The following is a 23,206-nucleotide window of genomic DNA, read 5'->3' as shown; positions in this document are numbered from 1 at the left end:
GATTTATAATATAATTGATTAATTGTTAACTATTAAAAGGAGAAAACTTATGACAGACTATCTAGTAGTTGGGTCCGGATTATTTGGATCAACATTTGCTCATGAAGCCGCTAAACGAGGCCACCACGTTGAAGTAATTGAAAAACGTGATCACGTTGCTGGTAACATTTACACCAAAGAAGTTGAAGGAATTCAAGTTCATGAATTTGGGGCCCATATTTTCCATACTAAAATGAAAAACATTTGGGATTACGTGCAGCAATTTGCTGAATTCAATAACTACATAAACAGCCCCATCGCTAACTATAATGGTGAAATTTACAATTTACCATTTAACATGAATACCTTTAATAAGCTTTGGGGTGTCGTAACGCCTGACGAAGCAAAGGCTAAGATTGAAGAACAAAAACAAAATGCTGATATTCCAGCAGAACCAAATAACTTGGAAGAACAAGCCATTTCTTTAATCGGTACCGATATTTACGAAAAATTAATTAAAGGTTATACCGAAAAACAATGGGGACGTAAAGCTACTGATCTTCCTGCATTCATTATTAGAAGACTTCCCGTTCGTTTTATTTATGATAACAACTACTTCAGTGATCCTTACCAAGGAATTCCAATGGGGGGATACACGCAAATTATTGAAAAAATGTTAGATAGTGATTTGATTGACGTTAAGTTAAACACTGATTTCTTTGATAAGAAAGACGAATACCTTAAATCAGGGAAACGGATTATCTTTACTGGGATGATTGACCAATTCTTTGAATATGCTTTAGGTGAACTTGAATACCGGAGTTTGCGTTTTGATACTGAAATTAAAGACGTTGATAACTACCAAGGTAATGCCGTAGTTAACTATACTGATGCAGAAACTCCTTACACTCGGGTAATTGAACACAAGCACTTTGAATTTGGTAAAGGTAACAAGAATAAGACGGTAATTACTCACGAATATCCTAAGAACTGGAGTCGTGGTGACGAACCTTACTACCCAATTGACAACAAACGTAACCGTTCCCTTTACAAAGAATATACCGAACTTGCTGCTAAAAATGATGATAATGTCGTATTTGGTGGTCGTTTAGGTCAATATCGTTACTACAACATGGATCAAACAATTATGTCTGCACTTCGTTTAGTTAAATCTGAATTTGGCGAATAATATAAATGAAAATTTTTAAAAATTTCTTTTATAATTTTTCATATCAAATTTTTTTATTAATCGTCCCACTAATAACGACTCCATATATAAATAGAGTAATTGGGCCTCATGGTGTAGGAATTAATTCATATACCAGTGCAATTGTTATTTATTTTGTACTTTTTGGTGAGATAGGATTATCAATGTATGGAAATCGTGAGATTGCATACGTTAGAGATGATAGAGTTAAAGTTACTAATACATTTTGGTCAATTCAATTGTTAAGGATGATTACTATATCCATCTCTATTATTTTCTATTTGTTTTTCGCTTTTTTTATAGCTGAAAAACAGAATACAGTTTATTATCTTTTACAAGGAATAACTTTATTTGGAGCACTATTTGACATTTCTTGGTTTTTTCAAGGAGTCGAAAATTTTAGAGTTACTGTCACTAGAAATATGATAATTAAGCTTCTATCTATAATAGCTATTTTTACTTTTGTAAAATCTGCAAGTGATTTGGGATTATATTTAGGTTTAACTAGTTTATCTATATTACTGGGTAATTTTACTTTATGGCCATACCTAAAAAGATATATTGGTAAGCCTGATTTTAAGCATTTGCATATTTTTAAGCATTTAAAACCATCGCTTGTTTTATTTGTTCCACAAATTGCTACCCAGGTTTATATGGTATTAAATAGGACAATGCTTGGTCAATTGGATACAATCACCTCTTCAGGATATTATTTTGATGCAGATCAAATTGTTAAAATAGTAATGTCAGTTTCTACCGCAATAGTTACAGTTATGTTGCCAAGAGTTGCAAATACTTTTGCAGAAGGTAATACAAAAAAAGTTCGTTTTTATGTATATCGAAGCTTTGGATTTGTCAATTTTTTGTCAATTCCAATGATGTTTGGTTTGGCAGCTATATCATTAAAATTTGCTCCTTGGTTTTTTGGTGATAAATTTGTAAGTGTAGGACCTTTGATTATGTGGGAAAGTCCTGTGATTATGATAATTGGATGGAGTGCAGTTTTAGGTACACAATACCTACTTCCGACAGGAGACAATAAAAGCTTTACACTATCTGTTACTGCTGGTGCAATATTAAATTTGATTTTGAATGTTCCTTTTATATTGATGTGGGGTGCTTTGGGTGCAGTGTCTGCAACAGTTATATCTGAGTTGTTAGTTGCTGGATACCAACTTTATGTTGTAAAAAACGAATTTGATTTAAAAAAACTATTTTTAGGTTATTTTAAATATTTCTTTTCAGGAATAATAATGTTTATTGTTGTATTTATGTTAAATACAAATCTTAAATTTAATGCTTTTTATTTAATATTTGAAGTATTTGTTGGCGCTATTATATATATAGCAATGAATGTTTTTTTGAAAGCACCGGTTATGATGGATATTATTAAGATTGGAGTTAAACATTTAAATGGGAAAAATAAAGGATGAGTTGAAGAAAAATAAATTTATTTATGATCAATATAAAAGTTGGGAATCTAATAGAAAATTAACTAAACATTATAAATTTGTAAATAGGTCAAATAATAAGCAAAAATTATGTATAATACTTGCTGGATATAAGGAATTCTTATGGGATGATACTTTAGGTAGAATCTATAATTTCATACCTGATGACTATGATGTATGTTTAGTATCTTCTGGATTGTTTTCTAATAAACTCGATGAATTTTCTAGAAAAAATAAGTGGTCATATGTTTCAGTGAAAAGAAATAATGTAGCATTAGCACAAAATGTTGCTATATCTTTGTTTCCAAATGCTACTGATATTTTAAAGATTGATGAAGATATATTTATAACTGACGGTATGGTTAGAAAATTAGAAGAGACATTTGATAGAGTTAAAGATTATGATACTGGAATAGTATCTCCAACCATTCCAATTAATGGATTTGGTTATAATAAAATTTTAGATTTTTATAATCTTACTGATATCTATAAAGAAAAATTTGAAAATCCTATTTATGCAGCAGGTCCTAAATATATGATTGAAAGTAACCCAGAGGTTGCAAAGTTTTTTTGGGGTAAAGGTGGTTATTTAAAACAATTAGATAAAATTAATTCAGATTTTTTAAATACCAAATTTAATTATAGTGCATGTCCAATTAGACTTAGTATTGGATGCATTCTTTTCAAAAGAGATCTTTGGAATAGTATGAAAATGTTTGATGTTTCTTACAGAGGATCTGATATGGGAAGAGATGAAGAGCAAATTGATAGTTATTGTATGCTAAATTCCCGTGCAATTATTGTTTCAGGTAATGCTGTTGCTGGACATTTATCTTTTGGTACTCAAAACAATCCAATGAAATCTTTTTTCCTAAAGAATAAAGTGAATTTCAATGTTTAATTGAATAATTAATCAAACAAAGGGGAATTGAATTTTAAAATAATTCAATTCCCCTTTGTTAATTAAATTTTAAAATTAATAAATAATAATATAAAGAAAATTAATTATTATATAAAACAGGCTAAATCATATTGAGTGTGAGGACTTAATTAATAAAAAATTGAAGGTGTATGTTTATGAAAAATTATGATGTTAGCGTTATATTGACAACATATAATTCTACTAAAACTATTGAACGTGCTTTTAAATCAATTTTGGAACAACAAACAAAATATCCTTTTGAGATTATAATTGTTGATGATGGTTCAAAAGATGGAACTATTGAAATCATTGATCAATATGCAAGTATTTATAGTAATGTTACTAGCGTTAAACAGCAAAATAGTGGATTATCTGCAGCTAGAAATCATGGTATGCAAAATGCTCATGGGAAATATGTTATGTTTTCTGATGATGATGATGAATATGATAAAGATTATATAAATAATGTTATGAATAAATCTCATGGAAACAAGTTAGTTGTGGCTGGAATTAAAAAAGTTTTACAAAATGGTAATATTGAAGTGGAAAATGAATCAATTTTAAAAAATGCTACTAGTAATTATAATCTTATTGAAAAATATTTAGTTGATAATAAAGAAATGGATGTTGGGGCTTGGAATAAGCTTTATGATTTACAAGTAATTAGATCTAATAAAATTAGCTTTGTAAACAAAAAGTTTTTTGAAGATAGCTTATTCGTTTTAAAATATTTAAAGAAAATTAATTATAATGAAATTGGCTTCGTTGAAAAACCAGAATATATTATTTATAAGCGTGATGGATCAATAACTAATTCTTTTGAACCACAATTAGAACAAAGATGTCATAAATACATTAATGATGTAAAAGAGATCATTAGTGTAGGGGGAAAAGTACCTAATTATTTTGACAGCTTTAAAGCAAGAATTGATTTGTATTTTGTTCATCGCAATATCTTAATGAATAATAAGTGGACACCGAAAGAACAACACAATTTTTTAAAATCTGATTTAAAAATTAATTATTTTAAATTTTTAAATAAAAAATATGCTATTGCATTAGGAATAGCAGGATTTTTACCAAATTTATATATTAAACTATACAAAAAACAATTCGCTAAATAGCTGGGAGGATATAAATTAATGAAAGAAAAAGTAACCTTTTTAACTAATCTAGATCCTGGTGGAATTACAACAGTATTGAATCATCTATTTACTAGTAAAGAATTTAAAAATAAATTTGATTTTTCTGTTTTTTTATTCAAACATTCTGAGTATTCAGAAATGTTAGACCAAATGAATGATTTTGTTCAAATTGACAATCCTAAATCACAAAATAAGATTATAAATACGATTCGTTTAATTAAATTTTTAGTTAGTTTTGATGGAAACGCAGTAGTTTGCTTAGGTCCCATCCAAGTTAAATTTGCTGAAAAAATAAGAAAAATTTTTAATAAAAGCTATAAAATTATATCTTGGATTCATGTTTCTTCAATTGATCCAGGAATTGGAAATAAAATAAACAATTTAAAATATGCGGATTATAATTTAGCAATTTCAACTGGTATTAAACGTGAATTGATTTCATTAGGAATATCTACATCAAAGATTGGACTTGTATATAACCCTATCCAGAGAGAAGTTAAAACAATTACTGAATCTCATCCTTGTAAATTTATTTATATTGGTCGAATTGTTTTAGATGGTCAAAAAAATCTTCGAGGTCTTTTAGAATGTTTATCAGAAATAAAAGGAGATTGGAGCATCGATATTTACGGATCAGGTCCTGATATGTTGGAAACCGAACAAATAATATCAAGTGATAAGAGCCTATCTAAACGTGTTAATTTAAAGGGGTGGAGTAAGAATCCATTTAATGAAATTGAAAACGCAAATGCTTTATTATTAAATTCCAATTATGAAGGTCTTCCAATGGTAATTGCGGAAGGTATGAGTTATGGTATACCAGCGATTGCAACTAATTGTAAGACTGGTCCAGAAGATTTAATTAAAAATGGAGTAAATGGTTATTTATATCCTGTAGGTGATTATAAAATTCTATCTAAATATTTAAAAAAATTTATTAAATATGAAGTTAATTTTAATAATAAAAAAATAAAAGATTCAATTGAATTTTTGTATAATGATAATTATGATCAAAGATTTATTTATTTATTAGAAAAAGGAATCAACTCAAGGATAAAAGATTAGTATTATTTACTAAGTTAGCTCTCCTAAATTATCTAAACAGAATTTAGGAGAGTTTTTTAAAATTAAATTTTCGTTAATCTTTTTTGCATAGATTGACAAAAATCCTTTTTTAATGTTTATTTTTTTGGTACTATAAGGTTATTGGATTAAAATAATTAAGATTAAATGGTGATTAAATTGGAAAAACAACAACAAAAGGTTTGGTTAAATAAAGCCCAAGTACAAAATCGCCCAATTTATTTTGCACTTAAAAGAACGACTGATTTGGTTTTAAGTTCGTTAGGGATTGTAGCATTAAGTCCTTTATTTATCATATTAAGCATTCTAATAAGACACGACGGTTCTCACGGAAAAGCTTTTTACGTGCAAGAACGGGTCGGTAAAGATGGCGTGCATTTTAATATGTACAAGTTTCGTTCCATGATTCCCGATGCTGACAAGCATTTACAGGAATTAATGGATCAAAACGAAGTAGATGGAGCCATGTTTAAGATGAAGGATGATCCCCGGATTACAAAGGTCGGAAAATTCATTCGGAAGTATAGTTTAGATGAATTACCCCAACTCTTTAACGTCTTACAGGGTAAAATGTCATTAGTGGGACCTCGGCCACCAATTCCTAGTGAAGTTGCTGAATATACTGACTATGATAAGCAACGTTTACTAGTCAAACCAGGTTGTACGGGATTATGGCAAGCGACAGTACGGAACAATACTGATTTTGATGGGATGGTCAAACTTGATTTGGAATACATACAAAAGAGTAGTTTTACGTTTGATATTAAAATCATCTTCGAAACGGTGAAGGTGATGATTAAGCCTAATTCAGCATATTAATTGAAAGTTGATATATTCGCCAAGGTGAGTGTATCAACTTTTTGATTATGCTATACTCAAGGTATCGTAAGGATTATGTAGGAGGAATTAATCAATGAAAAAATGGATCTGGTATGTGATTGGGATTATCATAATTGTTGGATTAGCGGGGGGATTTTTTGCTAATCGGATGATTAATGCATCAACCTATAAGACTAGTATGCAAAATGGTCGGACAGAAATTAAAAACAAACAATACAATGCAGCGCAAACTGATTTTCAAAAGGCAGCTAAAATTAAGCCTGACTCAATGGAAGCTAACAATTTATTGAGTCAGACTAGTAAGTTTGTCGATGCCGAAAACAAGTTTAAAGATTACGACTTTAGTGGGGCTTCCGAGTCTTTTAATGACGTTATGAACTACAATCAAGGTTCAGAAATCCTTGAAAGTCGGGCCAAAGTTGAATTGAAAGTGCTTAAGCAAGTTTCTGGGAATGTAACCCGGCTTGAAAAAATTTATAACCGGGCTTTAGCCCAAAACAAAGCAAAGGAATTTACGGCTTCAAATGTTACTTTGGAAGGCATCTTTGATGATGATTTAGCAACGAATACTTTCTATGCAGGGATTGTGAAAGAAGCCAAGAAACTAAAAGCTGCTAATGATGATAAAGTGGTTTTGAGTAAGTACAAAGCTAAAAAGACAAGTACTAAAACTAGCGATACAAAACCAAAGGCAAAGAAAGAAAAGACCAAAACACCGAAGCCTACTAAAGCCACAAAAGAAACTAGCAATGCGATTAGCGCTATTACTAGTACTGTGGCACCAGCAGTAGCGAATGATACCACTACTACGAATACAGAAAACACTTCAGACACTAGTAATAAGCCAGCCGCAACTAGTCAGCCAGCTACTCCAGCAGCTAGTTCATCAAGTAACTCTTCTATTTCAAATAATTCAGCTAGAAGTAACTCAGATTCTGGTAGTTCTAGCAATTACCAACCAGCTGCTCCAGCTGAACATCATGATTCTGGTTCTAGCAGTAACAATAATCCTGCTCCTGCTAAGCCAGAACCGAAACCAGCTGATAATAGTTCGCAAGGAAATGCTCCATCTACTCCTGCTCCTGAATCAAATGGAAATGCACCAACCACGGTTACTCCTTCAAATTAAAGTAACTAAAAAGCATCCGACGTCGGATGCTTTTTTATTATGGCATGATAATTTTTAAAAGTTTAACTTTTTTCATGAGATAGACAATTGTTCCACAAATTAGATAAGTTACTAAGGGCATGAGCCAAATATAAACAAATCCGTTGGGTGCGACTGGGATGAGTAGTTTAAACCATAAAAAGAAGAGGGGATGCAAGATGTAGATACCTAAACTAACTGATGATAACTTAGCCAAGCTGGCTTGATGAGTAGTGAAGAATTGGTGGGTTTCGGTAAGCTGTTTTAGAAAAATATAAATTCCAACGCAGTAGAGAAAGAGGAAAGGTGAATTAATCAAATCTTGTTTGAGCTTAAAGACTGCTGCTAGGACTAAGACGATAAAACTGACTAGCCCAGCAATCTTTAAGTAAGTTAACTGACGTTGATTAAAGTAGTTGACCTTGATGAGATAACCCATGATGAAGAAGCCAATGAAGGTTGAAATAAAGGGATTGACTTGGAGCGCCGTTTGGGGCATAAGTGGGGCATATTTAGTTAAACTAACCAAAAAGTTGAAGCAGTAATTCCCCAAAAAGTTCAAGCAAACGATGTAAAATAATACATTTTGGTATTTATCAGCTAGGTAGGCCAAAATCGGGGTCGTTAAATACAACAGCATGATGGCATAAAAGAACCAAAAAATATTAAAGATATTGTTATTTGCAAAACTAATCAAAAAGTCGGAAATACTAGGATGTGGATGGGGAATTGGTCCTGGAAAGGCATAAAAATTAGTATCAAATAGGTACCAGGCGATACTCCAAAAAATTAACGGGATAAGGACCCGTTTGAAACGTTTAATAAAAAATACCTTGGTAGGATACTTTTTCAGGTATCCAATTAAAGTTGCCCCTGAGTTCATAAAGAAGAGGTAGACTGCAGGAATGAAAATGGCTTGAATGAGGCCATTTTTCACCACAACGTTGTTGGGAAGCTGGTATTGCGAAGAATGCAGCATTAAAACGGCATAGATTGCCACAATGTTGATGACGTCAATGTAGGTTAATCTTTTTTTCATATTGGGAACCCGTCCTTCAGTTTAATTGTTTTAGTAGCCCTATTATCGCATTTTTTGAGAGGGTTTGCATTTGGACTTTTACCAGACTAGCACCCCTAATTCTTGCTAATCAGCCCAAATCTAACCTATAATTGAGGTAAATTAGAAAATTAGGGGATTAAAAGATGTTTAAAATTACAGTATATAGTGTCCGTGAAGTGGAAGTTCCACTCTTTAAAAAATTAAATAAATACAATTTTGAATTGAACTTAGTTGCAGAACGCTTAAATCCAGAAAATGCGGATAAGGCCAAAGGATCAAATGCTGTTTTAGTAAGTGGTGGTGACGATACTGGAAAAGTTGTTTTAGAAAAATTTGCCAGTTACGGAATCAAATTAGTTTACAGTCGTTCTGTCGGCGTTGATCGTTATGATTTTGCCGCCGCCGATAAATTAGGGATTAAAGTCGCAAATGTACCCAATTATTCACCACGAGCTGTGGCTGAACTAGCCTTCATTTTAGGAACGACGCTCTTCCGGCATGTGGCTCCCGCTACTTACAATACTCACATGGGAGATTTCCGGATTTTACCCGAATACTTTGCCAACGAAATTCACAATGCCACGGTCGGAATCATTGGGGCTGGAAGCATTGGAACGGCAGAAGCTCGAATCTACAAAGCGCTTGGTGCGAGAACCTTAGCTTTCCAACGTCATCCTGATCCTGATAATGATGCCGTTGAATTTGTGGATATGGATACGTTATTAAAAGAATCCGATATCGTTTCTATTCACGTGCCTTACATTCCTGGTCAAACTGATAACTTAGTTGGGGCTCCAGAATTAGCTAAAATGAAAGCAACCGCCATCCTAGTTAACACTGCTCGTGGGGCAGTAGTTGACAATGAAGCCGTAGCGCAAGCAGTCCGCGACTTCAAAATTGGTGGTTACGGAACCGATGTCCTTCTTGATGAACAAAATGTGATGGACAAACAATTTGATACTTTAGATGATGTTCCTAATCAAATTGACAAAGACTTAATGAAGAACTATCCGAACGTAATTGTGACACCCCACATGGGCTTTTTCACGATTCCAGCTGTGACTGACATGATTAGTACCAGTTTTGAAAACTTTGAAAGTACCATTAAAACCGGGGAACCAGTGCATCCCGTTAAACGATAAGAGGCAGAGTAATGACTAAAATTACCGCATATAGTGTCAAAGACTTCGAAAAGCCATTGTATCAAAAATTAAACCAAGATCATTTTGAACTGCAATTAATCACCGAACCCCTTTCAGTGGCAAATGTTACGACCGCAACTGGTTCAGTGGGAGTATTGATTGATGGCGCCACGGATGCCAATTCAGCTTTAATGGCTGCTTTAAAGGATGCGGGCGTTAAGTACTGTTTTACCCGATTTGTGGGTTACGATAACATCGATTTGCCAGCGGCCGCAGCAGCTGGAATTATGGTCGCGCGCGTACCTAGTTATTCCGCTTATTCCGTGGGTGAATTAGCGATGACGATGGGACTTGATTTAATGCGCCACGTTGCTAATGCCACGGTCAATACCCATGGTGGTGATTTTCGGATTCTTCCCAGTTATTTTGCCCCCGAAATTAATCAGTTAACGGTCGGAATTATTGGGGTTGGTCACATGGGTTCTGCTGAAGCACATTTATACCATGCGTTAGGGGCCAAAGTTTTAGGGTATCAACGTCATCCTAATGATAATCCCGACGTGAAGTTTGTGGATGAAACAACTTTATTAAAGGAATCCGACATCGTTTCGATTCATGTCCCATATTTTCCCGGTGTCAATGACTTGATGATTGGGGCTACGGAGATTGAACATATGAAACCAACTGCGATTTTGGTAAACACGGCTCGCGGTCCGTTAGTTGATGTTGCCGCAGTTACGGAGGCCTTGGACTATGGTAATTTGGGTGGTTATGCGGCCGATGTGATTACCCATAGTAGTGAAATAAATGGAAAACAATTTGATAGTCTAGACGATTTAGGTGATCAAGCTTTATTGGAACTCATGAAACACTACCCCAACGTACTGATTACTCCCCACATGGGTTACTTTACGGAACCAGCAACGGAAGATATGATTCGGATTAGTTTTGCCAACTTCCATGAAGCCATCACTACGGGACAAACCAAAAATCAAGTTAAATAAGAGGTTAACATGAACACACAATTATTAGATTTAATGAAAAAGCGCCGGACGATTTTGACGTTAGGTAAAAACGTCGCAATTCCTCAAGCTGAACTATACGAATACATTAAGGGAATTGTTCGGTATACTCCATCCGCTTTTAACAGTCAGCCAGTCAGAGCCGTGGTACTTTTTAATGAACAACACGATCAACTCTGGGATTTAACGTCAGCTGCGTTACAAGATAATTTAGCACCGGATGCCTTTTTACGAACGAAAGCCAAAATGGAAACCTTTAAAAATGCTTTCGGTTCAATCTTATTCTTTACAGATATGGATGTTGTTAAAGCCTATGCGGATAATCCTAAGTTGGCGACATACCAATATGATGAGTACAATTGGTCCGAACAAGCCCAAGGGAATGCCCAATTTGCGGTTTGGACGGGGTTGGAAGAAAATGGTTTAGGCGTTAATATCCAACACTACAATCCGCTCATTAGTGCGGGAGTAAAGGCCGTCTTTCAGGTCCCAAGTAGTTGGCAATTACGTGCGGAAATGAACTTTGGCTCAATTGAAGGTGCTCCTAAAGAGAAGGATTTTATTGAAGACGAAGGGCGCTTTAAACTATTTCAATAAAGTAGGTGAAAGCAGATGACGGTCGAAGCAATTGATCAAAAATTATTAAAATTACGGAAGTTTGCTAATTTTGTGATTACGCCACTATTTGTAATCTTAATTGCGGCTTACTTTATCCAAAAAACGACGACTATGTTAGTGATTGTTTTAGCGATTGTCGCTTTAATGATTTACATTCCTTATGGAATCGTGGTTTGTTATTATGTTTTGAAACGACGTAAGTTACTAAAAGATTAATAGATTACAGTAAGATATCTAATTCCAAATTTCATGGAGTTGGGTATTTTTTTAGTGTAGAATATTAATGTTATTAACTCAGGAGAAAACGGGGCGGATGAAGTGAAAAAAGCGATAAAAAACCAAAAGAATTGGTGGGCAATTGGCGTAATTTTAATTGCTGTTTTTAGTTTGCTTGCAATTCAAGCCCGTTCCGGGGATGTAATTGTGGGTTACGATACCTTTTTTCACTTTAATCGAATTTACGAGACTGCCATGCAATTTCAAACCGGACGCTTTAGCTATTTTATGGCTAATTTTGGTTACTGCCAATCAGGGCAGATTGTGAATGCCGTTTATGGACCTTACATGGCATATCTGTTAGGATTACTTTTATTTTTGACGCATAGTTGGGTCAATTTCCAACTAGTTTCTGCCTTTATTTTGTTATTTAGTGCGGGAATTGGTGCCTATCTGCTTTTTCGGCGTTTAAAAATCAATTATTATTTAGCCACAGCAGGAGCGATTCTCTTTCTTTCTCAAAATTTTATTACCTATTGGTTGACGAGCACGGCCTTTTTAGACTGGGGTTCGATGATGCTTCCGTTTGCGGTACTGGTTGGGCTAGATTTATTAAGTGGTTCAGCCAAACAAATTCACGTTTCGTTGGCCTTAGTGGTTGCCATTTTAATTGAAATGCATATTTTAAGTGCGGTCATTACCGTCTTATTGTTGATTCTGTTTTTCTTGGTCGGAGTTTATCGTTCGCAAGCTAAGGGAGCCTATTTACAGAAAATTGGGCTCAACGTGGGACTCACGTTACTGTTAACGGCTAATTACTTTGCCGCTTTTTTCGATGTTTTTGGTCATAATCATTTAATTGCACCATTTCGGGTCCAATCGTTGCAAAGCGGTGGGATGCAGCTCGTTGATCAGACGCTCATGCAGGGCGGCGTCGGCTTTGTTTTCATCATTATCATTACAGCCCAAATCATTTTTATTTTATTTAACTTAAATCGGAGCAATCCCAATGTGATGTTGACGACGATTGGATTATTCTTTTTCGGCCTTTCATCTGAATATTTTCCGTGGGATCAAATTGGCAAACATGTGCCAATTTTTCGCGACTTTTTGCAATTTCCCTCGCGTTTTTATGCTGTGGCTGCGCTTTTATTGTTAACGGGATTCTTATTGTCAATTAATCAATTTATGCAACAAGTCCGTTTTCCGGTGGTGAAGAACATTTATCTAGCAGGAGTTGGTCTATTAGCCCTAACGGCCGTTTTAATTGGAATGGGGAACGTCCAACATCAATTAACGAATAACTGGCAAGCTCACAATCTAGCGCCGCAAGCGGGCGTCTATGCACAACATTTACTGCCTTACGGTTATTACCCCAAACAGGTCAGTAATGAAGGAATTCGGCGTGATTTTCAGGGACCAGATTTAGGAGCCCCGTTACGCGATTCGATTCGGGCCAATACCGATTATTTGCCCAACCACACGCATTTTCGACAACCACGGGATTTACAAAGTCAGTACAAAAAGCAAATTACTTATAATGAAAGTCAGTTTGTGAAGCACCCCCAACATGGTGGGAAGGTGCTGATTCAATGGGATAGTCCGCAGTCACGGTTGACGATGATTCCGCTGGTGGCTTATCATGATACCCAATTAAATTTAAACGGACAGCCCTTAAAAAATTACCAACTTTCGCAAATTGGGGGAATTTATGTTCCCGCTCAAGCAGGAAAAAATCGGCTATTAGTTAGCTATCAGGCGCCGATGTACGTAAAATTAGCAATCTTCGTTTCGTTAATGAGCTGGTTAGGACTTGCTGTTTATCTAATTTATCAAGGATTTAAACGTTTAATTAATGGCAAAACGAGACCCAAAATTATGCTAAAATAAGAGTTATCGGTAAAGCGAAAGGGGAAGTGGAAGCATGCAAAGAATTTATTGGGATGCCATCAATGTGAACGGACAAAAAGTGTTTTATACCGTCACTGATCAAGGCTTGAATTTTGTGAGTTCTCCGGAAGTCGGAGTTTCCCAAATCTTAGATTTTTATCCCCTAGCACAATTTGAATATGTACATGCTCATCGAGCAACGGATCACTATCGCAAAGCACTGAAAAAGTATTTAAAAGGAAAGCGTGATACGTTGGCGTTTCCGTTGGCTGATTTTGAAGATAGTGATGAGCAACAAAGAGCGGTTTGGCAGCAAATTCAGCAAATTCCCTACGGCAAAACGGCAAGTTTAGCTGATTTAGCTACGCAACTTCAGTTACCAACGACTGCCGTGGTTAGTGCCATGCAAGTCTGTCCCGTTTGGCTAGCGGTTCCCATGCATCGGGTTGTTAACCGGGGACAAGCCACGGGATTTAGAACTGATGCGCAGATTGATGCTTATTTGCGTGAAGTTGAAAGCAAACCTAAAACCGAGTTGAAAGAATTAATTAAAAAAGCATAACTAATCTGTAACTTTGAGAGGAACTTTAATATTATGAAAAAACGGCAACTAACTTTGCTTTCCTTGGTATTGATGGTGTTTACGTCGATTTTTAACTTCGTCAATATTCCACGAGCCTTCTATTTAATGGGGTATGCGGCGATTATCTGGTACGTGATTGCGGCCCTTTGTTTCTTTTTACCGTTTGCCTTTATGGTCGCTGAGATGGGGTCGGCTTTTCCCAATGCCAAGGGGGGAATTTACACGTGGATGTCAGAATCCGTTAGTCCCAAGTACGCCTTTGTTGGAATTGTGATGTGGTATACCTCCTTTATTTCGTGGATGCTAAATACCAGCTCGATTATTTGGATTCCCATCTCAACCGCTATCTTTGGGGTTGATAAAACGCAAACATGGCATTTGTTGGGCATGAACGATGTCCAAACGTTAGGAATTTTAGCTTCCTTATTAGTAATTGTGATTACGTTTATTGCTAGTCGGGGCCTCAGCAAATTTAAATTAATCACTTCAATTGGTGGGTCAGCCATGCTGTTGGCAAGTTTCATTTTAATTGTGGGGGGAACCGTGATTTTAATTTTGAACGGTCATCCTTTACAACCTTTGAGTTTTGCAAGCTTCTTCAAATCTCCTGATCCCGAGTATGCCAGCATGATTGGGACATTGAGCTTTTCAGTGTTTGCGGTCTTTGCCTTTGGGGGAATTGAAATTATTAGTGGTTTAGTGGATCAAACCAAAAATCCCCAAAAAACTTTTCCACGGGGAGTCGCAATTAGTGCGATTATGATTACCTTGGTTTATTGTTTGGGAATCTTTGTGACCGGAATGTTTACGAACTGGAATGAAGTTTTCAACGCGGCTAACGGTTCCCACGTTAACTTGGGAAATGAAGCCTTTATTGCGATGAACAATTTTGGTTATCAATTAGGGTTGGCTCTGAACTTTTCTCACCACGTGGCTACCGAAATGGGGCTTTGGACAGCCCGTTACATTGGGTTTTCGATGTTTTTAGCGTTAACAGGGGCTTTTACGACGGTTATTTTTTCGCCAATCAAACAATTGGTGGAAGGAACGCCCGAAAAGTTATGGCCTAAATTAATCCGGAAAACGAAACACGAATTACCGGTGAATGCCATGAAAGTTCAAGCTTTACTCGTAATTGCCTTTATCCTGTTGGTTTCGTTTGGGGGAAAGAATGCCAAAGTCTTCTTCCAAATTGTGATTTCGATGACCAACGTGGCAATGTCATTGCCATATTTATTCATTGCCTACGCCTACATGCAATTTAGAAAGAAAAATAACGTGGCCCGTCCGTTTACCTTCTTTAAAAAGGAACGTTCGGCCCAAATTGCTTCAGTGGTGGTCTTATTGACGGTTGGCTTAGCCATCATCTTTACGCTAATTGCACCAGTTTTACAGGGTCAATTGATGAACACCGTATGGATGATTGTGGGGCCAATTATCTTTGCAAGTGTTGCCTTGTTGAGTTACCAACATTACGAAAAAGTAAATAAATAACTGATTAAAAGCCTTTGAATAAAAATTCAAAGGCTTTTTGATATTGAATTTTAATTTAACTGTAATATGATTTTTTGTGAAATAGCTTATAATGAAAGGCATAGACTTTTTAATAAAAAATAAAATTAAACGATAAAAAATACATAATGATTGATCTGGAGGATTTATGAAGTTCAACCAAAATTTGAAAAAAACAAGATTTAAGATGTACAAAGCCGGTAAAAACTGGCTAGTTGCGGGAATTGCGTTCTTTGCTTTTGCTGGATTTGGTGGGATGGCCGTTCACGCTGATACTAACCAAGCAACCTCGGCAAACGCCACAACAGAACAAGTTCAACCTGCAGCTAATCAAACGACGGAAGATAAAACTCCTGATACTAGTGAACCAAGTGAAGCTACTACAACTGTAACTTCACAAACTGATACTGCTGAAAAAGCAGTAACAAATACAACTACTGAAACCACTAAAGATGATTCTAAAGCTGAAAACAAGGTGACTCCAGTAACTGAAGCACCTAAAACAGACGAAAAAGCAACTGCTGATGTAGCTAAAGACACGTCAGCTACTAGTGATAAACCGGTTAAAGCAACTGATACTACTGCAAAAACAACTGATGATAATCAGACTCCTAAGGTAGCTGATAATTCTGACAAGCAAGCAACTGATACAGCAGTCAAAACTGATAATCAGGCAAATGAGCAAACGCAAACTATGATTTTAGCAGCAGATAACCAACAAGATGGTTGGAATGCTGATCATACGCAATACACTCGTGGCGGTCAAGCAGTGACTGGTGTCCAAAACATTGATGGAACTTATTACTATTTTGACGAAAATCACAATATGGTAACCAATAACTATGTGCAATCTCAATGGGGATTATCATATCTTTTTGGAAATGATGGTCGAATTGTAACTGGCGTAACCCAATATGCTGGTTCTTATTACGATTTTGATCCAGAAACTTACCTACGGGTTGATAACAACTATGTCCAATCCCAATGGGGCGATTGGTACATGTTCGGTAACGATGGTCGCATCGTCAGTGGTGTAACCCCATGGGCGGGAACGTACTATTACTTTGATCCAAATACTTACCTACGCGTAGATAATAATTATGTGCAATCTCAATGGGGAAACTGGTACATGTTTGGTAATGACGGCCGCATTGTGACGGGCTTAACTGACTGGAACGGAAGCAAGTATTACTTTGATGAAAATACTTACACGAAAGTTACCAACGATTGGCGCGATACAGCCATTGGGCATGCCCACTTCAATGGTGATGGTGTTTTAGATGCAGTTTCTGATACGCAAAAAGCACAAGCGGTTGAAAATGTGGCTAGCCAATTTTCTGGTTGGGGCTATGCTTGGGGTGGAAATAACCCAAGTTCTGGATTTGATTGTTCTGGTTTAACCCAATATGCAATGGGCCAAGTAGGAGTGTCAATCCCAAGAACAGCTGCTGATCAATACTACAATTCAACTCCAATTTCTGCTGGTCAAGCACAAAAAGGAGATTTGGTCTTTTTCAGTGAGGGCGGTAGCATTATTCATACCGGACTTTACATTGGCAATGGTTTAATGATTGATGCACAAGTTGCTGGAGTTGGAATCGGGGTTCACCGAGTTAGCCAACTAGCAGCATATTACCCTGCTGTGTATGGTCGTTACTTAAATCTTTAAAAAATGCGAGAATCACAATTTTAAATTGTGGTTCTTTTTTTGATTGTATTTTTTAGTTATAAAAGTTAAAATTATTACAATTAGATTAATATTTTGATAATTTTATGGAGGACCATATGGACTTTAATGCGAGCGAGAAAAAAAGATTTAAGCTTTATAAAGCAGGCAAGACATGGGTAGTCGCTGCGACGGTTTTCTTTGCATTAGCAGGAATGAGTGGGTTAGCCGTTCATGCTGATAGTACGCAAACCACTAATCCAGCTAGTAATCAAACAGCAGTAGCCACGACACCAGCAGAACCAGCTGCAACTACTAGTACAGATGCACAACCTGCTCAGGCAGAAACGAAGGATGATAAGACAGTTGCTACGGATCATGAAACCGATACGCAAGCACCAAAAACAGAAAATCATGACAATCAGCCAGCTAGTGAAAACAAGGAAGCTACCTCTACTAAGGCAGAAGTAGCCACTGATAAGCAATCACATACTGACTTAGCTGATAATCAAGTGGTTACGCATTCTAAAGTTTCAGATGCAACCAAAACTGACAATACAACTCCAGCTGAAAGTAAAACTGATACTAAGAATGACAAACAAAATGCTCCAGCAACCAAGTCTGATGATAATGACCAAACCCAAGTTTTAGCTGCTGTACCTACTAGTGGCTGGAATGCTGATCACACACAATATACGCAAGATGGAAAATTAGTCACGGGTGTGCAAAAAATTGATGGTACTTACTATGATTTTGATAGTAATCATAATTTGGTTAAAGATGACTATGTTCAATCCCAATGGGGCGATTGGTACATGTTTGGTAATGACGGTAAGATTGCTACCAAAGTAACACCTTGGGCCGGAACTTATTATTACTTTGATCCCGTGACATATTTGAAAGTCACCAATGACTACGTTCCGGCACAGTGGGGCGATTATTATATGTTTGGTGATGATGGTCGAATTGTTAGTGGAGTAACACCCTGGGCCGGCACTTACTATGATTTTGACCCCGTGACATATTTGAAAGTTACCAATGACTACGTTAAATCCCAATGGGGCGATTGGTACATGTTTGGCGATGATGGTCGAATTGTTAGTGGAGTGACTCCATGGGAAGGTACTTACTATGATTTTGATCCCGTGACATATTTGAAAGTCACCAATGACTACGTTCAATCACAGTGGGGTGATTGGTATCTCTTTGGTGATGACGGTAAAATCGTTAGTGGTTTAGCTGATTGGGCCGGTTCAACTTATTACTTTGACCCATCAAGTTATTTAAAAGTGACTAATACAGTTAAAAATGTGAATGGCTATTACTATTACTTTGATAACAGTGGTCGGCTAATGTCATGGGCACAAAATCCATTTGATTTAACGGCAGATGCGAAAGCAACATTGGCCATCCAAACGGCGGCCCAATTCTTAGGTCAATCTTATGTTCAAGGCGGAAACACTCCGCAAACTGGTTTTGATTGTTCAGGATTAGTGCAATACGCATATGGTGTAGCAGGAGTTCAATTGCCAAGACTTTCTGAACAACAATACTATGCGGCTACGCCAATCAATGCTAGCGAAGCTCGTCGTGGTGACTTGGTATTCTTCTCTCAAACTTATGATGATGGTTCTAACTATAATATAAATAATATGACACAAGTTGGAATCTACTTAGGAAACGGTAAGATGCTTGATGCACAAGGAAACGGAATTGTGGTTGAAAACGTTTCTGATTTTGGAAATACTTATCCAACCTTTTACGCAAGAGTTTTAAATTTCTAAATGAAATAACTAATTAAAAGAACTCGCCAGTTGGCGAGTTCTTTTTAGTTTGGAAACGAAAAAAGCCGGCTGAATTTTTGACATTCAGTCGACTTTTAGCTAATTTAATTTTTAAATATTGGGATTACCTAAACCTTCGTCAAATTCGTTTAGGCCACTAGCATGGATAACGTTGATGAGGGCATTGGCATAACTAGGATCAGTTGCATAACCATCATCATGTAATTTGTAACATACAGAAGCGTAATCACGATCACCTAAAAGATTATTATAACGAGAGTTTTCGTAGAGGAAGCTACCATGATCTTGGACACTTTCATTTACAGAAGGATAGGCCCGGAAATAATCTTGGATATGAACAGGTTGACCATTATATACTTCCCAAGTCCAAAGTAGTTGTGATTGACCATTATATGAACCTTTGATTCCGAAAAGGTTGTTACCGGGAGCTGCATTTCCCCAGTTACTTTCTAGAATTGCTTGAGCAATGGAAACACTAGGAAGCACACCGTAATCATACCAAGTTTGAATGGCACCATTGGCAATTGAAGTCACAAAATCAGTTGAAGTTACTTGACCATTTCCGTCAAAGTAACGCCATTCGTTTCCAGTGTTTGCCCAGTGTTCTTTAACCATTTGATAATTATTTAAATCAAAGAAGTATTGTTGGCCATTTAATTCGTGGTAACCTTTTACAATTTGACCATCGTTACCGAAAATGTACCAAGTTCCCCATTGGGATTGCACATATTGGTTATCAACGCGAAGGTAAGTGACCGGATCAAAGTAATAGTAAGTGCCTTCCCAAGGAGTTACACCACTAACAATGCGACCGTCGTTACCAAACATGTACCAGTCGCCCCATTGTGATTGGACATAGTTGTTGTCAACGCGAAGATAAGTTTCGGGGTCAAAGTCATAGTATGAGCCAGCCCAAGCAGTCACACCACTAACAATGCGGCCATCGTTACCAAACATATACCAGTCGCCCCATTGAGATTGGACATAGTTATTATCAACACGAAGATAAGTTTCTGGATCAAAGTAATAATAAGTACCTGCCCATGGTGTTACTTTGGTAGCAATTTTACCGTCATTACCAAACATGTACCAAAGTCCCCATTGGGATTGCACATAGTTATTTTTAACTATGTTATGGTCATTATCGAAATCATAGTAAGTTCCTTCAATGTTATGAACTCCGGTTAATAATTGACCAGCTTGCGTATATTGTGTGTGGTCCGCATTCCAACCATCTTGTTGTGGTGCGTCAGCAGCCAATACTTTAGTTTGATTGTCATCATCTGCTTTAGCAGCATCATTGTTAGAATCATTGGCTTGAGTAGTAGCTTTGGCATCACTAGTGGTTTTAGTTTCAGCTGTATCTTTAGTAGGGGTTGCTGAAGTATTAGTATCCTTAGTTTCTGCAACGTCAGATTTAGTTGTGGTTGCATCTTTGGGAGTAACGTTTGCATCTGATTTTTGATTAGAATTATCAGTTGCTGCTTTAACATTATTATCGTTAGAATTATCAGCCACTTTACTGTCATTAGCTACATTGGTATTTGGTGCAGGAGTAGCAGGAGCTTGTTTATCAGTAGTAGTTGTATCAGTTGCCTTAACAGTTACCACGTTGTCATTTTTTACTTGAGTAGCATCACTTGTAGCAGTTGAGTCTGCTGTGGTGGTAATAGTTGGGGCAGCTGTCGTTTGCGCAGGTTGATCAACTGGTACTGATTTACTACTGTTAGTAGTTGTATCATCCGCATGAACGGCTGCGTTCCCTAGACCAGCTAAGGCTAAGAAGGTTGTTCCGGCGATTAGCCACATTTTTCCAGCTTTATATAGTTTAAATCTGGTTTTCACATTAGGTTGTGCTTTCATTTAATTGCTCCTTTTAATATGTAATAATTATGATTTTAATTTAGTTAAATTTATTTATTATATGCTAATACCTAAATTATAATATAAACTTAATCTTTTTTTGATTACAGTTAGATTAAAAAAAGCCTAGTAGGATGCGAAATTATCGCAAAGAGATTAATTTAACTAAACTAGATATGTTATTATTTAATTGACAAGTTAATTTATAATGGAGAAAAAAGATGAATTCACAAGATTTAAAGCAACGTTTCAAATTGTACAAAGCTGGAAAACTCTGGTTAATTGCGGGAACGGTTTTTCTTAGTTTAGTTGGGGCAAATGTCGCAGTTCATGCCGATGCTACCGCAGCAACGGGAACTAAAACGGTTCAAACGGAAACAACGGTTTCTGAGAAAACTAATCCTACAGTTGCTTCACAAGTCGCTGATAACGTTCAAGGTAATACTGACGGTACGGCAAAGACTCAAGCGACTGACCAGCCGACTAAGTCTGTTAATGCCACAGCCGATATAGATACCGCTAATACAAAGGTTACAAATAATCAGGCGGATGCAACGGTTAAAAATGATGAATCAAAACAAGTTGCTAATTCAACTAGTGATGCCACCCAAAAACAAGCCGATAAAACTGCTAATGCAGCTGAAACGGTAAAATCAAATGCTTCTGAAACGAAGAATGATGATGTTCAAGCTGCTACTAAAAATGATAATACATCAGCTACTGAGTCAGTTAAAACTGATGATGACAACAGCCAAACTAAAGTTTTAGCTGCTGATGCACCACAACAAGATGGTTGGAATGCGGATCACACCCAATATACGCAAGCTGGTCAATTAGTAACTGGAGTTCATAACATTGATGGAACTTACTATGATTTTGATAATGATCATAACCTAGTTAAAAACAACTATGTGCAATCCCAATGGGGTGATTGGTACATGTTTGGGGCTGACGGGAAAATTGTGACGGGTGTAACTCCTTGGACAGGAACTTACTACGATTTTGATTCAAGCACTTATCTAAAAGTCACTAATGACTATGTGAAATCCCAATGGGGTGACTGGTACATGTTTGGCGACGATGGAAAAATTGTAACCGGAGTAACCCCTTGGCAAGGGACCTACTATGATTTTGATCCAACGACTTATTTAAAAGTTACTAATGACTATGTGAAATCCCAATGGGGTGACTGGTACATGTTTGGCGACGATGGAAAAATTGTGAGTGGTGTGACTGCCTGGGCTGGAACCTACTATGATTTTGATCCGAGAACTTACTTGAAGGTTACTAACGACTACGTGCAATCCCAATGGGGCGATTGGTACATGTTTGGTAATGATGGTCGTATTGTAACTGGTTTGGCTGATTGGGCAAATGCAGTTTACTACTTTGACCCTAGTAGTTATTTAAAAGTTACGAATACTTGGGAAAACATTGGTTATGGTAATGCATACTTCAACGAAAATGGTCAAATGGACGATATTAGCTTAAATCATCAATGGTATTCACAATTGAACCAAGGAATGCCAGAAGGTTGTGAAGGGGCTTCACTTCAAATTGCGGCTTCGGTACTTGGTCGTTATTACAATTTGGCTGATCTCTATAACACAATTGGCTATGGTTGGAATTTAACCCCATACAATGGTTTTTATGGAAACCCATGGGGTGGCTCAGCTTATAAAGTACAAACGGTATTTGCCAGTGCGATGGCAAATAATTTAGCTGGAATGGTTCCTGGAATTCAAGACATTACTGGCGCTGGAGTTGATGGAATAATTAATGAATTGCGAAACGGCCATGCAGTCGTAACTTGGGCCAACATTGATTGGAACTTATACAATCAAAATGATTTCCATGTAATGGCGATTGTTGGTTACTCAGATGGTCAATTCTTGATTAGTGATCCATATGCTTATTCTCAAAAAGAATACTGGATTCCAACAAGTACATGGGCATATGTTAATGCCAACACACAAGCAGTTGGTTGGAGTACACCACGTAGCATGAACTTGGTAATTAATTAGCAAATTAAAAAGACTGGAAAATAGCTTCCAG

At 36.5% G+C, this 23,206-nt stretch carries 19 protein-coding genes; 17 read left to right on the top strand and 2 right to left on the bottom strand.

Features of this window, described 5'->3' with window-relative positions; genetic code table 11:
• Window positions 1-49 precede the first annotated feature (49 nt).
• From glf to ACEPSS_RS01285, 7 genes are all read left to right on the top strand, one after another.
• Window positions 50-1,168, top strand: coding sequence for a UDP-galactopyranose mutase (glf, locus tag ACEPSS_RS01315; RefSeq protein ID WP_395319482.1), 1,119 nt, complete (start codon window positions 50-52; stop codon window positions 1,166-1,168).
• A gap of 5 nt (window positions 1,169-1,173) precedes the next feature.
• Entirely contained in the window at window positions 1,174-2,619 is a 1,446-nt protein-coding gene (locus ACEPSS_RS01310) for a flippase (protein WP_395319480.1), read from the top strand.
• Window positions 2,600-3,538 carry a hypothetical protein gene (locus ACEPSS_RS01305; protein WP_395319478.1) on the top strand — a complete coding sequence of 313 codons (939 nt, stop codon included), beginning with the start codon at window positions 2,600-2,602 and terminating at the stop codon, window positions 3,536-3,538. The genes ACEPSS_RS01310 and ACEPSS_RS01305 overlap by 20 nt, the downstream gene beginning before the upstream one ends.
• Window positions 3,539-3,714: 176 nt before the next feature.
• The gene (locus ACEPSS_RS01300; protein WP_395319476.1) at window positions 3,715-4,683 is read left to right on the top strand and encodes a glycosyltransferase family 2 protein; all 969 of its coding nucleotides are present in this window, start codon (window positions 3,715-3,717) and stop codon (window positions 4,681-4,683) included.
• Between the two features lie 18 nt (window positions 4,684-4,701).
• On the top strand, window positions 4,702-5,769 hold the full coding sequence (locus ACEPSS_RS01295) for a glycosyltransferase (protein WP_395319474.1): 1,068 nt from the start codon (window positions 4,702-4,704) through the stop codon (window positions 5,767-5,769).
• A gap of 177 nt (window positions 5,770-5,946) precedes the next feature.
• A complete protein-coding gene (locus ACEPSS_RS01290) occupies window positions 5,947-6,606 on the top strand; it encodes a sugar transferase (protein WP_395319472.1) in 660 nt (219 codons plus the stop codon).
• Window positions 6,607-6,700: 94 nt separating this feature from the next.
• On the top strand, window positions 6,701-7,756 hold the full coding sequence (locus tag ACEPSS_RS01285) for a hypothetical protein (RefSeq protein WP_395319471.1): 1,056 nt from the start codon (window positions 6,701-6,703) through the stop codon (window positions 7,754-7,756).
• 37 nt (window positions 7,757-7,793) lie between these two features.
• Here ACEPSS_RS01285 and ACEPSS_RS01280 read toward each other — a convergent pair whose 3' ends face one another.
• Window positions 7,794-8,813, bottom strand: a complete 1,020-nt coding sequence (locus ACEPSS_RS01280) for an acyltransferase (protein WP_395319469.1) — start codon at window positions 8,811-8,813, stop codon at window positions 7,794-7,796.
• Window positions 8,814-8,977: 164 nt separating this feature from the next.
• Between ACEPSS_RS01280 and ACEPSS_RS01275 the strand changes: the two genes are divergently transcribed.
• From ACEPSS_RS01275 to ACEPSS_RS01235, 9 genes are all read left to right on the top strand, one after another.
• Window positions 8,978-9,976 (top strand): NAD(P)-dependent oxidoreductase, encoded by a 999-nt coding sequence (locus ACEPSS_RS01275; RefSeq protein WP_395319467.1) that lies wholly within the window; start codon window positions 8,978-8,980, stop codon window positions 9,974-9,976.
• Between the two features lie 11 nt (window positions 9,977-9,987).
• Complete coding sequence (locus tag ACEPSS_RS01270; RefSeq protein WP_395319465.1) at window positions 9,988-10,980, top strand: NAD(P)-dependent oxidoreductase; 993 nt, start codon at window positions 9,988-9,990, stop codon at window positions 10,978-10,980.
• Between the two features lie 9 nt (window positions 10,981-10,989).
• Window positions 10,990-11,595 (top strand): nitroreductase family protein, encoded by a 606-nt coding sequence (locus ACEPSS_RS01265; RefSeq protein ID WP_395319463.1) that lies wholly within the window; start codon window positions 10,990-10,992, stop codon window positions 11,593-11,595.
• 15 nt (window positions 11,596-11,610) lie between these two features.
• Complete coding sequence (locus ACEPSS_RS01260) at window positions 11,611-11,832, top strand: hypothetical protein (RefSeq protein WP_395319461.1); 222 nt, start codon at window positions 11,611-11,613, stop codon at window positions 11,830-11,832.
• A 102-nt stretch (window positions 11,833-11,934) separates the two neighbouring features.
• The gene (locus ACEPSS_RS01255) at window positions 11,935-13,722 is read left to right on the top strand and encodes an MFS transporter (protein WP_395319460.1); all 1,788 of its coding nucleotides are present in this window, start codon (window positions 11,935-11,937) and stop codon (window positions 13,720-13,722) included.
• 34 nt (window positions 13,723-13,756) lie between these two features.
• A complete protein-coding gene (locus tag ACEPSS_RS01250; RefSeq protein WP_395319458.1) occupies window positions 13,757-14,284 on the top strand; it encodes a methylated-DNA--[protein]-cysteine S-methyltransferase in 528 nt (175 codons plus the stop codon).
• 33 nt (window positions 14,285-14,317) lie between these two features.
• The gene (gene yjeM, locus ACEPSS_RS01245) at window positions 14,318-15,799 is read left to right on the top strand and encodes a glutamate/gamma-aminobutyrate family transporter YjeM (RefSeq protein ID WP_395319456.1); all 1,482 of its coding nucleotides are present in this window, start codon (window positions 14,318-14,320) and stop codon (window positions 15,797-15,799) included.
• A gap of 166 nt (window positions 15,800-15,965) precedes the next feature.
• Window positions 15,966-17,486 carry an NlpC/P60 family protein gene (locus ACEPSS_RS01240; protein WP_395319454.1) on the top strand — a complete coding sequence of 507 codons (1,521 nt, stop codon included), beginning with the start codon at window positions 15,966-15,968 and terminating at the stop codon, window positions 17,484-17,486.
• A 116-nt stretch (window positions 17,487-17,602) separates the two neighbouring features.
• Window positions 17,603-19,267: an NlpC/P60 family protein gene (locus ACEPSS_RS01235; protein ID WP_395319452.1), complete on the top strand. Its 1,665-nt coding sequence runs from the start codon at window positions 17,603-17,605 to the stop codon at window positions 19,265-19,267.
• 111 nt (window positions 19,268-19,378) lie between these two features.
• Here the strand turns inward: ACEPSS_RS01235 and ACEPSS_RS01230 are convergent, their stop codons facing one another.
• Window positions 19,379-21,151: a glucosaminidase domain-containing protein gene (locus tag ACEPSS_RS01230; RefSeq protein WP_395319451.1), complete on the bottom strand. Its 1,773-nt coding sequence runs from the start codon at window positions 21,149-21,151 to the stop codon at window positions 19,379-19,381.
• Between the two features lie 221 nt (window positions 21,152-21,372).
• Between ACEPSS_RS01230 and ACEPSS_RS01225 the strand changes: the two genes are divergently transcribed.
• On the top strand, window positions 21,373-23,175 hold the full coding sequence (locus tag ACEPSS_RS01225; protein WP_395319449.1) for a C39 family peptidase: 1,803 nt from the start codon (window positions 21,373-21,375) through the stop codon (window positions 23,173-23,175).
• Window positions 23,176-23,206 lie beyond the last annotated feature (31 nt).

Origin of the sequence: Fructilactobacillus frigidiflavus (assembly GCF_044054575.1) — a bacterium.
Taxonomy (GTDB): Bacteria; Bacillota; Bacilli; order Lactobacillales; family Lactobacillaceae; genus Fructilactobacillus; species Fructilactobacillus frigidiflavus.
This window is presented reverse-complemented; position numbering and strand designations above follow the sequence as displayed.

What these genes read in the sequence shown, in the direction of transcription:
- glf (WP_395319482.1), top strand. Translation starts at nt 50, where the DNA reads ATGACAGACTATCTAGTAGTTGGGTCCGGATTATTTGGATCAACATTT.
- ACEPSS_RS01310 (WP_395319480.1), top strand. Translation starts at nt 1,174, where the DNA reads ATGAAAATTTTTAAAAATTTCTTTTATAATTTTTCATATCAAATTTTT.
- ACEPSS_RS01305 (WP_395319478.1), top strand. Translation starts at nt 2,600, where the DNA reads ATGGGAAAAATAAAGGATGAGTTGAAGAAAAATAAATTTATTTATGAT.
- ACEPSS_RS01300 (WP_395319476.1), top strand. Translation starts at nt 3,715, where the DNA reads ATGAAAAATTATGATGTTAGCGTTATATTGACAACATATAATTCTACT.
- ACEPSS_RS01295 (WP_395319474.1), top strand. Translation starts at nt 4,702, where the DNA reads ATGAAAGAAAAAGTAACCTTTTTAACTAATCTAGATCCTGGTGGAATT.
- ACEPSS_RS01285 (WP_395319471.1), top strand. Translation starts at nt 6,701, where the DNA reads ATGAAAAAATGGATCTGGTATGTGATTGGGATTATCATAATTGTTGGA.
- ACEPSS_RS01280 (WP_395319469.1), bottom strand. Translation starts at nt 8,813, where the DNA reads ATGAAAAAAAGATTAACCTACATTGACGTCATCAACATTGTGGCAATC.
- ACEPSS_RS01275 (WP_395319467.1), top strand. Translation starts at nt 8,978, where the DNA reads ATGTTTAAAATTACAGTATATAGTGTCCGTGAAGTGGAAGTTCCACTC.
- ACEPSS_RS01270 (WP_395319465.1), top strand. Translation starts at nt 9,988, where the DNA reads ATGACTAAAATTACCGCATATAGTGTCAAAGACTTCGAAAAGCCATTG.
- ACEPSS_RS01265 (WP_395319463.1), top strand. Translation starts at nt 10,990, where the DNA reads ATGAACACACAATTATTAGATTTAATGAAAAAGCGCCGGACGATTTTG.
- ACEPSS_RS01260 (WP_395319461.1), top strand. Translation starts at nt 11,611, where the DNA reads ATGACGGTCGAAGCAATTGATCAAAAATTATTAAAATTACGGAAGTTT.
- ACEPSS_RS01250 (WP_395319458.1), top strand. Translation starts at nt 13,757, where the DNA reads ATGCAAAGAATTTATTGGGATGCCATCAATGTGAACGGACAAAAAGTG.
- yjeM (WP_395319456.1), top strand. Translation starts at nt 14,318, where the DNA reads ATGAAAAAACGGCAACTAACTTTGCTTTCCTTGGTATTGATGGTGTTT.
- ACEPSS_RS01240 (WP_395319454.1), top strand. Translation starts at nt 15,966, where the DNA reads ATGAAGTTCAACCAAAATTTGAAAAAAACAAGATTTAAGATGTACAAA.
- ACEPSS_RS01235 (WP_395319452.1), top strand. Translation starts at nt 17,603, where the DNA reads ATGGACTTTAATGCGAGCGAGAAAAAAAGATTTAAGCTTTATAAAGCA.
- ACEPSS_RS01230 (WP_395319451.1), bottom strand. Translation starts at nt 21,151, where the DNA reads ATGAAAGCACAACCTAATGTGAAAACCAGATTTAAACTATATAAAGCT.
- ACEPSS_RS01225 (WP_395319449.1), top strand. Translation starts at nt 21,373, where the DNA reads ATGAATTCACAAGATTTAAAGCAACGTTTCAAATTGTACAAAGCTGGA.